At 71.0% G+C, this 14,487-nt stretch carries 14 protein-coding genes; 8 read left to right on the forward strand and 6 right to left on the reverse strand.

What is annotated here, in order from left to right; genetic code table 11:
• From QM641_RS06060 to QM641_RS06080, 5 genes are all read left to right on the forward strand, one after another.
• Positions 1-1,013 (forward strand): DUF222 domain-containing protein (locus QM641_RS06060; RefSeq protein ID WP_415114487.1); only part of this gene is annotated, 1,013 nt, incomplete at its 5' end.
• A gap of 158 nt (positions 1,014-1,171) precedes the next feature.
• Positions 1,172-3,523, forward strand: a complete 2,352-nt coding sequence (locus QM641_RS06065) for an ATP-binding cassette domain-containing protein (RefSeq protein WP_415114489.1) — start codon at positions 1,172-1,174, stop codon at positions 3,521-3,523.
• Positions 3,520-6,306 carry a DEAD/DEAH box helicase gene (locus tag QM641_RS06070; protein WP_415114491.1) on the forward strand — a complete coding sequence of 929 codons (2,787 nt, stop codon included), beginning with the start codon at positions 3,520-3,522 and terminating at the stop codon, positions 6,304-6,306. The genes QM641_RS06065 and QM641_RS06070 overlap by 4 nt, the downstream gene beginning before the upstream one ends.
• A 158-nt stretch (positions 6,307-6,464) precedes the next feature.
• A complete protein-coding gene (locus tag QM641_RS06075) occupies positions 6,465-7,115 on the forward strand; it encodes a hypothetical protein (protein ID WP_415114493.1) in 651 nt (216 codons plus the stop codon).
• Positions 7,116-7,132: 17 nt separating this feature from the next.
• A complete protein-coding gene (locus QM641_RS06080) occupies positions 7,133-7,591 on the forward strand; it encodes a hypothetical protein (RefSeq protein ID WP_415114495.1) in 459 nt (152 codons plus the stop codon).
• 19 nt (positions 7,592-7,610) lie between these two features.
• Here the strand turns inward: QM641_RS06080 and QM641_RS06085 are convergent, their stop codons facing one another.
• Both QM641_RS06085 and QM641_RS06090 read right to left on the reverse strand, forming a co-directional pair.
• Complete coding sequence (locus QM641_RS06085; protein ID WP_415114497.1) at positions 7,611-8,045, reverse strand: dehydrogenase; 435 nt, start codon at positions 8,043-8,045, stop codon at positions 7,611-7,613.
• Positions 8,046-8,088: 43 nt separating this feature from the next.
• Entirely contained in the window at positions 8,089-9,759 is a 1,671-nt protein-coding gene (locus tag QM641_RS06090; RefSeq protein WP_415114499.1) for a cation:proton antiporter, read from the reverse strand.
• Positions 9,760-10,088: 329 nt separating this feature from the next.
• On the opposite strand from QM641_RS06090, the gene QM641_RS06095 reads away from it, so the two are divergent.
• Positions 10,089-10,961 carry a neutral zinc metallopeptidase gene (locus tag QM641_RS06095; RefSeq protein ID WP_415114501.1) on the forward strand — a complete coding sequence of 291 codons (873 nt, stop codon included), beginning with the start codon at positions 10,089-10,091 and terminating at the stop codon, positions 10,959-10,961.
• Between the two features lie 237 nt (positions 10,962-11,198).
• On the opposite strand, the gene QM641_RS06100 is transcribed toward QM641_RS06095, so the two are convergent.
• Positions 11,199-11,453 (reverse strand): glutaredoxin family protein, encoded by a 255-nt coding sequence (locus QM641_RS06100; protein WP_415114503.1) that lies wholly within the window; start codon positions 11,451-11,453, stop codon positions 11,199-11,201.
• The gene (locus QM641_RS06105) at positions 11,450-12,592 is read right to left on the reverse strand and encodes a glycosyltransferase (RefSeq protein WP_415114505.1); all 1,143 of its coding nucleotides are present in this window, start codon (positions 12,590-12,592) and stop codon (positions 11,450-11,452) included. The genes QM641_RS06100 and QM641_RS06105 overlap by 4 nt, the downstream gene beginning before the upstream one ends.
• Before the next feature lie 149 nt (positions 12,593-12,741).
• Here QM641_RS06105 and QM641_RS06110 point away from each other — a divergent pair, with 149 nt between their 5' ends.
• On the forward strand, positions 12,742-13,371 hold the full coding sequence (locus tag QM641_RS06110; RefSeq protein ID WP_415114507.1) for a DUF308 domain-containing protein: 630 nt from the start codon (positions 12,742-12,744) through the stop codon (positions 13,369-13,371).
• Positions 13,368-13,700, forward strand: coding sequence for an amino acid transporter (locus tag QM641_RS06115; RefSeq protein WP_415114509.1), 333 nt, complete (start codon positions 13,368-13,370; stop codon positions 13,698-13,700). The genes QM641_RS06110 and QM641_RS06115 overlap by 4 nt, the downstream gene beginning before the upstream one ends.
• A gap of 37 nt (positions 13,701-13,737) precedes the next feature.
• Here the strand turns inward: QM641_RS06115 and QM641_RS06120 are convergent, their stop codons facing one another.
• Complete coding sequence (locus QM641_RS06120) at positions 13,738-13,989, reverse strand: helix-turn-helix domain-containing protein (RefSeq protein ID WP_415114511.1); 252 nt, start codon at positions 13,987-13,989, stop codon at positions 13,738-13,740.
• Complete coding sequence (locus QM641_RS06125) at positions 13,989-14,465, reverse strand: DUF2975 domain-containing protein (RefSeq protein WP_415114513.1); 477 nt, start codon at positions 14,463-14,465, stop codon at positions 13,989-13,991. The genes QM641_RS06120 and QM641_RS06125 overlap by 1 nt, the downstream gene beginning before the upstream one ends.
• Positions 14,466-14,487: the final 22 nt, after the last annotated feature.

Here is a 14,487-nt window from a genome sequence, read left to right on the forward strand (position 1 = left end):
GGCGGGGCGCCGCCCGGGAGCTCGCCACCGAGGCACCCCTGTGCACGGTCGAGGAACTCGGGTCGAGGGCGAGGGTGCTGCGGGACATGCTGGACCCGGCCGGAGCCGAAGAGCGCTATGCGGCGAGGTTCCAGAAGCGGTCGTTCCGGTGGTCCACCACGGCGGACGGGCTCCCGGCCGCGCACATCGTGTTCGACGACGAGGGCGGCCACTGGTTCCGGAACCTGATGGACACCGGCCTGTCGCCCCGTCGCGGAGGGCCTCGGTTCGTTGCCGCGGACGAGAAGAAACAAGCGGAAGACCTCGCGGGCGACCCGAGGTCGAACGATCAGCTCGCGTACGACCTGTTCTTCGACGTCCTCCGCGCCGGTGCCCTCGCCGACACGAAGGACGTGTACGGGACCAAGGAAGCCGGGGTACGCCTCGTCACCCTCACCGACACGGTCACCGGAGACACCGTGCACCGGGACGCGTTCGGAAGGCTCCTCGCCAGCGAGGCAGCGCACCGGGACGCGCTTGGGCGACTCGTGGCGACAGCACAGTCCGACGACGGCACCCTCACCATCCCCGGATCGGTACTGGAACGCGCGTTGTGCGTCACCGGGTCTGTCGAGGTCACCGTGGATACGCACGGCACCCCACTGGACCTCGGCAGGGAGGCCCGCCTGTTCTCGCCGAAGCAGAAGCTGGTGATGGCGATCCGGGACGGCGGATGCCTCTGGCCCGGCTGCGACCGCCCACCCGCCTACTGCGAAGCCCACCACGCCGAGCACTGGGCCGAGGGCGGTGCCACAGACTGCGCGTCCGGGGTCCTGCTGTGCAGGTTCCACCACCTTCACCTGCACAACACCGGATGGCGGATCGAACCGATGCCCCGGGGCGTCGGCGGCGGGTTCCTGTTGCATGCCCCGCCGGGCATGAACCTCGACCCCATCCCCTTGCGGTCGAAATCCTCGCTCCGCTGGCTTTGGGACCCGCCACCCGACCGACCCGCATGGCGAACTGCTGCATAGAACACCTAGCCACATGCTCGCATCGACGTTCAAGATGGTTGTCGGCGCGCTGCATCGAGTCTGCATCGCCGGCAGCCGCCTCGTCGGACGCTGAGACCACGGCATCCGGTCAGGATCGAAGAAGCGCCACGTCGGAAGGGCAGGGCAGACTGGACCTCATGCCTGACACCGCCGTGCACGTCGCCGACAGCCACAACGTCATCCGCGTCGTCGGCGCGCGCGAGAACAACCTCAAGAACGTCGACCTCGAGATCCCCAAGCGCCGCCTGACCGTGTTCACCGGCGTGAGCGGCTCGGGGAAGTCCTCGCTCGTGTTCGCCACGATCGCCAACGAGTCGCAGCGGCTCATCAACGAGACCTACCCCACCTTCGTGCAGCAGTTCATGGGACAGCTGAACCGCCCCGACATCGACGCGCTCGAGAACGTCAGCCCCGCAATCGTCGTCGACCAGGAGCGCATGGGCGCCAACGCGCGCTCCACCGTCGGCACCGCCACCGACGTGCAAGCGATGCTCCGCCTGCTGTTCAGCCGCATCGGCAGTCCGCACGTCGGGTCGCCGCAGGCGTTCTCGTTCAACGTCCCCTCCGTGTCGGGCGCGGGCGCCGTCACGTTCGAGAAGGGCGGCAAGAAGGTCAAGGAGCGCCGGTCGTTCCAGATCACCGGCGGCATGTGCCCGCGCTGCGAGGGGCTGGGCCAGGTCAGCGATGTCGACCTCGACGAGCTGTTCGACCGCACCAAGTCGCTGCAGGAGGGCGCCATCACGATCCCCGGCTACAACGCCGACGGCTGGATGGTGCGCGGGTTCACCGAGTCGGGCTTCATGGACCCGGCCAAGCCCATCAAGGACTACACCGAGCAGGAGCTCGCCGACTTCCTCTACAAGGAGCCGACGAAAGTCAAGATCCAGAACATCAACATGACCTACGAGGGGCTCGTCCCCAAGATCACCAAGTCGATGCTGCAGAAGGATCGCGACGCGCTGCAGCCGCACATCCGCGCGTTCGTCGACCGCGCCGTGAAGTTCATGCCGTGCCCGGAATGCAAGGGCACGCGCCTCAACGAGGGCGCCCGGTCGTCCACGATCGGCGGCGTCAGCATCGCGGATGCCGCGGCGATGCAGCTCACCGACCTCGCCGCCTGGCTCGAGACGGTCGACGACCCCAGCGTCGCACCCCTCATGACCGGCCTGCGCGACACGGTCGCCTCCTTCCTCGACATCGGCCTCGGCTACCTCTCGCTGGAACGCGCCTCCGGCACGCTGTCGGGCGGCGAGGCGCAGCGCATCAAGATGATCCGGCACCTGGGTTCTGCCCTGACCGACGTCACCTACGTGTTCGACGAGCCGACCGCGGGCCTGCACCCGCACGACATCCAGCGCATGAACGCCCTGCTGCAGCTGCTGCGCGACAAGGGCAACACGGTCCTCGTCGTCGAGCACAAGCCCGAGGTCATCGAGATCGCCGACCACGTCGTCGACCTCGGTCCCGGCGCGGGCCGCGCGGGCGGCGAGGTCATGTTCCAGGGCGACGTCGCGGGCCTGCGCGCCTCCGACACCATCACCGGGCGCTTCTTCGACCACCGCGCGCAGCTCAAGCCCGCCACGCGCACCGCGAAGGCGTCGCTGCCGATCCGCGGCGCGACCCAGCACAACCTGAAGGACGTCGACGTCGACATCCCCCTCGGCATCCTCACCGTCGTCACCGGTGTCGCCGGATCCGGCAAGTCGTCGCTCATCCACGGCAACGTGCCTTCGTTCGACGACGTCGTCGTGGTCGACCAGTCGCCCATCAAGGGCTCGCGCCGCTCCAGCCCGGCGACCTACACCGGGGTGCTGGATGCCGTCCGCACCGCCTTCGCGAAGGCCAACGGCGTCAAGCCGGGACTGTTCAGCGCCAACTCCGAGGGCGCCTGCCCCGCGTGCAAGGGCCTCGGCGTCATCATCACGACGCTCGGGTTCACCCAGACGGTCGAGACGCTGTGCGACCTGTGCGAGGGCTCCGGCTTCAGCGACGAGGTGCTGGAGTACACCCTCGACGGCAAGAACATCGCCGAGGTCCTCGCGATGACGGCGGCCGAGGCATCCGAGTTCATCGCCAAGGGCCCCGCGCACACGACCCTCGCCCGCATGGTCGACGTGGGCCTGGGCTATCTGACCCTCGGCCAGTCGCTGAACACGCTCTCGGGCGGCGAGCGGCAGCGGCTCAAGCTCGCGATCTCGATGGCGAAGAAGGGCGCGATCTACGTGCTCGACGAGCCGACCACGGGGCTGCACCTCGCCGACGTCGACAACCTGCTGGCGCTGCTGGACCGCCTCGTGGATGCCGGAAACTCGGTCATCGTGATCGAGCACCACCAGGCGGTCATGGCGCACGCGGACTGGATCATCGACCTCGGTCCCGGCGCGGGTCACGACGGCGGGCGCATCGTCTTCGAGGGCACGCCGCACGACCTCGTCGCGGACGCCGAGACGCTCACCGCGCGGCACCTGCGCGCCTACGTCGGCGGATGACCGCGCCGTCGCTGCTCGACCGGGTCCCGGCCGGCGCCGACCCCGACGCCGTCTACGACGGGTTCGTCGCGTGGGCCGCCGACCAGGGGCTGACGCTCTACCCGGCCCAGGACGAGGCCGCGATCGAGCTGGTGTCGGGCGCGAACGTGATCCTGTCGACCCCGACCGGCACCGGCAAGTCGCTCGTGGCGGTCGCCGCACACGTCGCGTGCCTTTCCCGCGGCGGCCGCACGTACTACACCGCGCCGATCAAAGCCCTGGTGAGCGAGAAGTTCTTCGCGTTGGTCGACATCTTCGGCGCCGCGAACGTCGGCATGGTCACCGGCGACTCCTCGGTCAACCCCGACGCGCCGATCGTGTGCTGCACCGCCGAGATCCTGGCGAACCTGGCGCTCCGGCAGGGCGCCGCGGCAGAGGTGGACCAGGTCGTCATGGACGAGTTCCACTACTACGGCGATCCCGACCGCGGCTGGGCGTGGCAGGTGCCGCTGCTGCTCCTGGAGCGGGCGCAGTTCGTGCTCATGTCGGCGACGCTCGGCGACGTGACCGGCATCGCGGACGATCTGTCCCGCCGGACCGGGCGGGCGACGGCATCCATCACCGGCGTGGAACGGCCCGTGCCGCTGCACTTCTCGTACGCGCGCACTCCTGTGCACGAGACCGTGCAGGAGCTGCTCGACACGGGTCGGATGCCGGTGTACATCGTGCACTTCTCGCAGGCGGCGGCGATGGAGCGGGCACAGGCGCTCTCGAGCGTCCGCATCGTGAGCCGCGCACAGCGCGACGAGATCGCCGAGGCGATCGGCGGCTTCCGCTTCACGACCGCGTTCGGCCGCACGCTGTCGCGGTACGTGCGGGCGGGCATCGGCGTGCACCACGCCGGCATGCTGCCGCGCTACCGCCGGCTGGTCGAGACGCTCGCCCAGCGAGGCCTGCTGCGCGTCATCTGCGGCACCGACACGCTCGGGGTCGGCATCAACGTGCCTATCCGCACGGTGCTGATCACCGGGCTCGCCAAGTACGACGGGCAGCGGATGCGGCAGCTCACCGCGCGCGAGTTCCACCAGATCGCCGGGCGGGCGGGCCGCGCCGGCTACGACACCGCCGGCACCGTCGTGGTGATGGCGCCGGAGCACGAGATCGAGAACGCCGCCGCGATCGCGAAGGCGGCCGGCGACCCGAAGAAGCTCCGCAAGCTCGTGCGCAAGAAGGCGCCGCAGGGCTTCGTGAACTGGGGCGAGCCGAGCTTCGAGCGCCTCGTGGCCGCCGAGCCCGAGCCGCTCGAGCCGCAGCTGCAGCTCACCGCCGCGATGCTCATCAACGTCATCGCGCGGGGCGGCGATGCCTTCGCGCACGTCCGCGCGCTCGTGTTCGACAACCACGAGCCCCGGGCGCGGCAGTACGCGCTCGCGCGGCGTGCGCTGGAGATCTACCGCACGCTCAAAGCCGCCGGCGTCGTCGAGGTGGTGGACGGTGACGCCGTCCCGGCGGCCGGGGACCCGGCATCCGCTCACCCGGCGGCCGGGGACCCGGCATCCGCTCACGAAGTTCGGAGAACCGCGCCAACTTCGGAGGATCCGGCCGAAATCCTCCGAACTTCGCGCAACTCTCCGAAGTTCGTGGCGGCGGAGGGGACGGGTGGAGCGGATGCCGCGGCGGCGGAGGGGACGGGTGGGGCAAATGCCGCGGGGGCGGAGGGGAAGGGCGCGGCGGATGTCGCGGGTGGGGCGGATGCCGCGGGCGCGGGGCGGCACGTGCGGCTCACGGTCGACCTGCAGCCGAACTTCGCGCTCAACCAGCCGCTGTCGCCGTTCGCGCTCGCCGCGATCGGGCTGCTCGATCCCGCCGACGGGCCGGGAGCGGCGGGCACCGGGCACTACGCGCTCGATGTCGTGAGCGTCATCGAGGCCACCCTCGACGACCCGCGCCCGGTGCTCTCGCAGCAGCAGTTCCTCGCCCGCGGCGAGGCGGTCGCCGCCATGAAGCGCGAGGGCCTCGACTACGACGAGCGCATGGACGCGCTGGAGGACATCACCTACCCGCAGCCGCTCGCCGAGCTGCTCGCCCAGTCGTTCGAGGTGTTCGCGTCGAGCCAGCCCTGGGTGCGCGACTTCGCGCTGTCGCCGAAGTCGGTCGTGCGCGACATGTTCGAGCGCGCGTTCTCGTTCTCCGAGCTGATCTCGTTCTACCAGCTCGCCCGCAGCGAGGGGCTCGTGCTGCGCTACCTGAGCGACGCGTACCGGGCGATCCGGCAGACGGTGCCGATCGAGGCGCAGACGCCGGAGCTGCTCGACCTCGTGGAGTGGCTCGGCGAGCTCGTGCGGCAGGTGGATTCCAGCCTCGTGGACGAGTGGGAGAGCCTTATCGACCCCGTGCTCGATCCGGCCGCCCCGGTGGTGCCCCCGGCCCCGCCGTCCGTGCTCACCAACCGCCGCGCGTTCCTCGTGCTCGTGCGCAACGAGCTGTTCCGGCGCGTGCAGCTCGCCGCGCTGCAGCGCGACGACGACCTCGTGGCGCTCGACCCCGACGTGGATTGGCCGGCGGTCCTCGACGCGTACTTCGAGGAGCACGACGAGATCCTCACCGGCGGCCCGGCACGCTCGCCGCGGCTCGTGGACATCGACGAGTCGGCGGCGGATGCCGCGGGCCTGTGGCGCGTCGAGCAGACCATCGACGACCCGGCCGGAGACCACGACTGGCGCATCCGCGGCGAGGTCGACCTCGCGGCATCCGTCGAGGCCGGCACCGCCGTCGTACGCATCACCGAGGTCGTGCGCCTCTGACCCGGCCGCGCGGCAGCTCGCGGCGTTCACTGGGCGCGTGTGGTCGCGGGCGCGTGCCGGCGCGACCGAGTGCGCCGACTTTGGATGCCGTACCGCAGGGGCACCGCGTCCGAACCCCGCACAGCCGTCGACCAGAAGTACGGACCGCGAGGGGAGCGATGACCGAGGCGGCGCCGCGCCTGCGGTTCCGGTTCATCGGGTCGTGGCATCCGGTCCTTCTCGGCGCGACCGACAGTCCGCGGCTCATCGAGACCTTTCTGCGTGATACCACCGCGCGGCGCGACGACCTCGCCGTGCTCCGCGCGCAGCTGCGCGCCGAGCTGCGCACCGCGGCCGAGACGGCGCGCTCCGGCGGTGCGGAGGCGATGTTCCTCGCGACCGAGGTCCAGCCCGGGCTGCCGACGCCGATCTCGCTGACCCTCTATGCGCCCGCCGAGCTGCGGATGAGCCCGGCCGTCGGGGTGGACGGCACCGAGGTGATGCGCGTCTTCCGCGACGCGCTCGCCCAGCGGGGCGCCGAGGGACTCGACACGGCACGCGAGATCGCGCATGCCGAGACCACCGTGCTGCGTCTGCATCGGGTCGAGCCGCAGGAGCTGGAGGGTGGCGCGTCGGTACGCCGGCTCTCCGCCGAGTACTGGATGGCGGTGCCGGGCACCAAGAACGTCGTGCTCGTGAACCTCGCCACGCCGCTGGGCGACATCCCGCACGTCATGCTGGACTTCTTCGACGCGATCGTGCGCGCCGCGTGCTTCGACGCGGACGACGTCTCGACCGACACGTCGCCGGCGGCGTCGCCGACCCGCTGAGCGCCTGATGGACGCACGTGGCTAGCCGGCGGCCGGGGCTCGCTCTCGCGCTCGCGGCGGCGACCGCCCTGACGATGACGGGACGCAGTGCACAGCTGGCCACGGACGACGTGAGCGCTCGGCTCGTCGAGGCCACCGGACTGAACGGGGCGCTCGTCGAGGTGCAGCATCCGGCTGCCCCCTGGAACGACAAGATCGTCATCTGGATGATGGTCGACGACGATTCCGCCGATGCGGTGGCCGAGGATGTACGCGAGGTGGCGGCGTTCGCCGCTGAGGATCGTGATCTGGGCGGCCAGGACCTTACGCTCGCCGCGGCGAAGGGGGCGCCTGCAGATTTCCCCGACCGGTCCTCGCTCGTGCTGTCGGCCGCTTACGTCATGGGCTCGGTTGCGGCGCAGGTCGGCGGGAAGGGCGTCGAGGATCTCCTCGAGCTCGACGCGGACGACGTCCGTCGCCTCGCGCGACGGTGGTGATCGTCGAGGAGAAGTACGGCTAGACCGTCGCGTCCTGCAGGTGCGTGCCGCCGTGGGCGAGCACCTTCACGATGACGCCGCGGCCGCGCAGTTCGCGCAGGGTCCGGGTCTCCTCGTCGGTGTCGCGGCCGAGGGCGTGCAGGTTGACCGTGACGAGCACGTCGCCGGGCCCGAGCCGGCCGAACAGGCGGCCGAGCCGCTCCTCCCACGACTCCAGCGTCTCCGGCGCGGGGTGGCGGAAGCCCTCGATCGGCACGCCGAACCTCGCCAGCGCCTCGCGCTGCTCGAACACGCTCGGCATGTCGGCGCGCGCGACGACCAGGCCCACGAGCCTGGCACCCTGGGGTCGCGCCTGCCACCAGTCGCGGTCGCGCTGCAGCTCGGAGAAGCACTCCGGGCACTCGGACGGGGTGTGGGAGGGCGCTGCCGTCGTCGCCGCCGTCGTCTCGTCCACGAACACACCTCCTTGTCGCCGACCGTCGTTCTATTGTGCACCGCTACTGGTCGTCGCGGCGCAGCTCCAGCCCGATCTGGTCCGCATCGAGCTCGGCGAGCGCGTGCCGCAGGGCCGCGGACGAGAACGACCCCTCGTTGCCCAGCTCGACGAGCCGGTCGCGCATGGCCTCGATCATGACGATCCGCAGCTCGCGAGCGTCGGCGAACTGCTGCACGGCATCCTCCTCCGGGGGCTTCGCCATGCGGTGGCCCAGCCGATGCAGGAGCGCCGGGTCGAACGGATCGCCGGACTCCTTCGCGAGGCCGGGGTCGCTCAGCCGCGCCAGCGCCGCGCCCTGGAGCTCGGCATCCAGTCGCGAGCGCTCACTGCGGGGGTCCGCGTCGACGGATGCCGGGATCCGCAGGCGCCGGACCAGTCCCGGAAGCGTCAGGCCCTGCAGCAGCAGGCTTACGACCGCGACCAGGAAGGCGGTGAGGATGAGCAGCTCGCGCGCCGGGGTGTCGCGCGGCAGGGTCTGCGCGGCGGCGAGAGTGACGACCCCGCGCATGCCGGCCCACACGATCACCGTCCCGTGCTTCCAGGTGAGGGGCGACGCGGCGTAGTAGTTGAGGTCGTGCAGCATGCGGGTGAGGCGCTGGCGCATCGTGGCGGCGTGCCGACCGTCCGCCATGCCGTCCAGTCGTCCGCTCACGATCGCCTCGTGCACGCGTTCCCGCCGCGACGACCGGCGGCTCTGCAGCCAGACGAGGAGGGCGACGTAGCCCGCGCGCGCGACGACGATGACCACGAGCGCGCCGGCGGCGAGCAGGACGGCCAGCCACGGGCCGTCGTGGCGCTCGAAGTTGGCCGCCACGATCGCGCGCAGCTCCAGGCCCATGATGAGAAAGACCGCGCCCTCGAGCGTGAGCTCGACGGTGCGCCAGGTCAGCTCGTCGGAGATGCGCTGCTCGGCGGTGAAGCGGCGCGTGGCGCCCTGGCCGGTCGTGATGCCCGCCACGACCGCGGCGACCAGTCCCGAGCCGCCGAGGTGCTCGGTCGGCAGGTAGGCCAGGAAGGGCACCGCGAAGCCCAGCGCGGTGTTCGCGGCGGCGTTGCCGATCCAGCGGCGCAGCCGCAGGTTCACCAGCCCCACGATCATGCCGATCGCCACGGCGCTCGCGACGCCCCAGACGAACGTGCCGACGGTGCCCCAGAACGAGAAGCCGGCCGCGACCGTCGCGATGGCGCTGCGCAGCAGCACCAGTGCGGTCGCGTCGTTGAGGAGGCTCTCGCCCTCCAGCATGGTGACTACCCGGGGCGCGATGCCGAGCTTCTTCACGATGGAGGTGGCCACGGCATCCGTCGGGCTCAGGATCGCCCCGAACGCGACCGCGAGGGGAAAGCCCAGCCCGGGCACGAGCGCGACGAACACGGCGCCCAGCAGGAGCGAGCTGATCACGACGAGCGCGATCGCGAGCCCCGCGATCGGCGCCGCGTCGCGGCGGAACTCCACCGCGGGCAGGCGCACCGCGGCCGCGTAGAGCAGGGGCGGCAGGATGCCGACGAGGATCCACTCCGGATCGACCTCGACATGCGGCATGAACGGCAGCAGCGAGACCCCCAGGCCGATCACCACGAGCAGGATCGGCGAGGATACGCCGATGCGGCGCGCGAGGGGGACCGACAGGACGATGACGATCAGGCCGAGCAGGACCGGGGCGAGGGCATCCACGGTTCAGAGCACCCCCGACTCGCGCGCGGCGTCGCGCGCGGCCGGCGCGCCGATCCGCGCGGCCTCGACGGGGAGCGAGGTCGTGGCATCCATAGGTCAGAGCCTAATTCCCGGCGCCGTCGGTCCGTCGGGGTCCGTTCCGACGCGCCGGTGGGCCCGGAAGACCGCGCCGCGCGCCGTGCTCTCACCGAATCCTGCCCGATCCAAGGCTGGATGCGCTCCAGCGCCCGCGTCGAGCCCCATTCCGGCGATCTGACCTGCATCCGGGTCAGATTCCAGGGATGCCGAGGCGGATGCGGTGGCCGGGAGCGGCGGGGTACCGTGGGCGCATGACGTTCAACCCCGACGCCGACGTCAGCGGCAACAGGGCCACGCGCCGGGGCCGCACCGCGGCGATCGCCGGCGGCGGGGCCGTCGGCGTGGGCGGCCTGGTGGTGCTCCTGCTGAGTCTGTTCACCGGCACCGACCTGACCGCTCTGCTCGGCGGCGGCACGGGAGTGCCGCAGGGCTCCAGCAGCGAGACCGAGATCGGTCAGTGCGAGACCGGTGCCGACGCCAACGAGCGGGACGACTGCCGGTTGGCGGCGGCGTCTCTTGCGATCGACCAGTTCTGGGAGCAGACGCTCGAGGGGTACCGTGCGCCGCAGCTGGTCATCGTCGATGGGGAGACCTCCACCGCGTGCGGCACCGCGTCGAACGCGACCGGGCCGTTCTACTGCCCGCCGGAGGAGACGGTGTACATCGACCCGACGTTCTTCGGTCTGCTGCGCCAGCAGTTCGGCGCCGAAGCGGGCCCGCTCGCGCAGCTGTACGTCGTCGCGCACGAGTACGGGCATCACGTGCAGCGCCTCACCGGGATCATGGACCGCTACCCGACCGGCGACAGCGGTCCGGCGAGCAACGGCGTGCGCATGGAGCTGCAGGCGGACTGCCTCGCCGGAGCCTGGGTCGCCGCGATGTCGCAGCAGACCGACGCGCAGGGCGTCCCCTTCCTGCAGGAGCCCACCGAGGCACAGCTGCGCGATGCACTGGATGCCGCCGCCACCGTCGGCGACGACCACATCCAGGCGCAGTCCGGCGTCGTGAACCCGGAGAGCTGGACGCACGGGTCGAGCGCACAGCGCCAGCGCTGGTTCTCGACCGGGTACGGGCAGGGCGTGGGCGCGTGCGACACGTTCTCGGTGGCCGGGAGCGCGCTCTAGCCCCGCCGGCTCAGGCTCGGCTCGACCCTCAGGTCACCGCGCGCGGCTCGTTCACTTGGCGCAGCTGGTCGCTCTTCGCGTCGACAGCGACCATACGCGCCCACCGAGTGCGCGCGGGGTTCGGCTGACCTGGCCCATTCGGTCGCTGTCGACGCAATCGGCGACCAGTTGCGCCCACCGAGCGCGCGCCCGGCGTCACCGGGCAACGATGCGCGCGGCGCCTCCGGTCGAGCGCGGTCAGATGAGGGCGAGCTCGCGCAGTTTCGCCTCGACGTCGGCGTTGGAGGGCTCGACGTGGTGGGTGGCATCGGGGTAGACGACCACAGGGATGTTGGTACGGCCGGAGATCTCGCGCGCGACGTCCACCGCCGCGGGGTCGGCCTCGAGGTCCACATACGTGTAGGCGACGCCGAACTCGTCGAGCTGGGCCTTCGTGCGGCGGCAGTCGCGGCACCAGTCGGCGCCGAACATCGTGAGGGTCTGGGAGGTCATGCGTCCAGCGTACGTCCGCCTGCGCCCTCGGGGACCGCCACCGGCTCGCGCGCGGGCGGGGTCGGGGCGCTCCGACGCGGTGCGTAGACGACGAGCGCGTGGAAGACGAACCTCACGACGAAGGCGGCGACCAGCGTCAGCGCCGCGGCCATGACGCTCGGCACGTGCGCGCTCTCCACCAGCACGGACATCACCGGCAGCCGCACGATCGCCTCGACGTTGTTGAACGCGAACGACTTGAGGAACCGGTGGCGCATCAGCCCGGACTCGCTGCGCATGTCGGCGAAGACGAGGTACTCCAGCAGCAGGAAGTTGCCGATGATCGTCACCTCGCTCGCGATGACGGCCGCGACCAGGTATTCGACGCCGAAGCGGATCAGCCCCCACATGATGAGCAGGTTGGCGATCGCGCCGAGCCCGCCCACGAGCGCGAACGCCGACATGCGGCCGAACCTCAGCATCGCGAGCTGGACCAGGAAGCGCACCCCCTGGGTGAACGACGCCTTCGACCGGCCGGCGTGGCGCTCGGCGAACGCGAAGGGCACCTCCGCGACACGCAGCTGGCGCCGGGCGAGGATCTCCAAGAGGATCTTGAAGCCGCGCGGCCGCAGGGCGTCGAGGTCCACGGCGTCCCGGTCGAGCAGGAAGAACCCGGTCATCGGATCGGAGCAGCCGGCGAGCTTGCGCGGGAACATCGCCTTGGTCACCAGCGTGGACAGCCGCGACACCGCGGTGCGGGTGGCGTCGGCGAGCCCGCGCGAGTCGCCCCCCGCCGCGTAGCGCGAGGCGACGACGATGTCGACGTCGCCGGCGTCGGCACGCCGGAGGAGCCGGGCGATGTCCTCGGGCGGATGCTGCAGATCACCGTCCATCACGAGGCACCAGCGTGCCTGTGCGAGGCGGAAGCCCTCCACGACGGCACCGCCGAGCCCCGCGTCGGGGAAGTCGCGGTGGATCAGCCGCACGGGGAAGGCGGATGCCGCGGCGGCGGCCTGGATGATCTGCGGAGTGTCGTCGGTCGAGTCGTCGACGAAGATCACCTCGAACGTGCGCCCGTCCGACTGTGCGCCGATGCGGCGCAGCAGCTCCACGACGTTCGGACCCTCGTTGAAGGTCGGAACGATGATGGACAGGTCCATGGGGCTCTCTCGATGGTCGGGCGCAGTCGTCTCAGGCTAATGCGTCGTCCCATGATTCAGGTGGGAGCATCCCCAGAGCCGGCCCAGGCGGGGCCGTGCGGACGGTCTAGACTCGTGGCATCCCATCCGCCGTGTGTGAGAGCTTCGTCGTGTCCGAGACCGCTGCCCGCGCCTTCGAGGTGCGCCATGTGCAGCTCGCGCGCGCCCTCCTCGCAGCGCTCGCGGCGGTGACGATCACGTTCTCGCCCGACCACTCCGCCGGGGTCGGGCTCGCGGTCTTCAGCGGGTTCGCGATCGCGACCGGCGTGGTGGTGCTGCTCGCGGCTCGGGTGCGTCCGGTCGCGCCGCGGTGGCCGGCGGTCCTGCTCGGGTCGGTGACGCTCGTCGCGGGGCTGATCGCGAGCTTTCCGGGCTTGCGATCGATCGGACTGTTCTTCTCGCTCGTGATCGTCTGGGCGGTCGTCAGCGGCGTCGTGGAGGTCGTCGCCGGCCTTGTACGGCGCGACGAGCACACGCGGGATGCCGTCTTGATCGGCGTGCTCACGATCGTGCTGGGCGTGGCCCTCCTGTTCGTCTCGCCCGGATATGCGCTGCACTACGCGATCGAGGAGGCGGGGGAGTTCACCCTCACCGGCATCGCGATCGCCGTCGGCGTCTTCGGGGGCTACGCGGCGGTCGTCGCGGTGTTCCTCGCGATCGCGGGCTTCTCGCCGCGGCGTCCCGCAGCCGGCCCGGACGCCGCCACAGCCTCGGTGGTCGGCTCGGGCGGCGCCGCGTGACCGATCGGCGACCCACGCGTCGCGACCTCATGAAGCCCGTGCAGCTGCTCGGGCTCGCCTTCGCGGCCGCCGTGTTCGTCGGCGTGGTCACCGCGGTCTCGATGGGGGCGTTCCAGGCGCACCCCGCGGACGAGATCCAGCGGGCGATCGTGGTGGCGCTCGTGGCGGCGGGCATCGCGTTCATCGCCACCCTCGTGATCATCGCGCTGCTCATGCTCGTCGTCGACCCGGCCCAGATCGTCAAGCAGGTCGACCGACCGGTGCTGCTTCCCGACGAGGACCCTGCCCCCGGGCAGGCCGACGCCGAACGGCGCGACGAGTCGCCCTAGGCGAGGTCGCGCAAGCGAGCGGCGACGGAGGCCGGCGTCATGGCACGACCGCTGCATCGATCGTGTCGAGCTCGGCCGCCTCGTCGTCGGGCACCCACACGAGGATGTCTCCGGGCTGGCATTGCAGCACGCGGCAGATCGCGTCGAGGGTCGTGAACCGGATGGCCTTGGCGCGGCCGTTCTTGAGCACCGACACGTTGACCGGAGTGATGTCGATCGCGGCGGCGAAGTCGTTGACCGACATCTTGCGCTTGGCGAGCTCGACGTCGAGGTTGATGACGATCGGCATCACACCACCTCCGAGAGGTCGTGCTCGAGCTGCGATGCTTTGCGCAGGAGCCCGCGCAGCACCACGATAAGCAGCGACAGGCCGGACCCGACCACGATCCCGAGCGTGCACAGCAGCGAGATCGATCCGTTCTGCACACCCACCGCGAGGAGGGTCACGAGCGTCACGACCACGAGCACGGTCGCAAACCCGACCGCGGACAGGCTCACGTCCACCCAGGGAAAGGCGGACCGGCGGAAGATGGCATCCGCCCGCACGAGCGACAGCAGCCGCCACACGCACACGAGCACGACCTGCACGCAGACGAGGAAGAGGATGCCGATGACGACGCCGGGCACCTGCAGATAGGCGATCTCGCGGTACCGCCAGGCGGACTGCGCCGCGACGGCCGGCACGATCACCACCTGGCAGACCAGGATCAGGGCGATCAGCACCGCCAGGAGAGTCTTGAGGAGGACGATCGTCGCGTGTTGCATGGGTCGCCTATCGATAGACAGT

This window comes from Microbacterium sp., assembly GCF_047605725.1.
Lineage (GTDB): Bacteria > Actinomycetota > Actinomycetes > Actinomycetales > Microbacteriaceae > Microbacterium.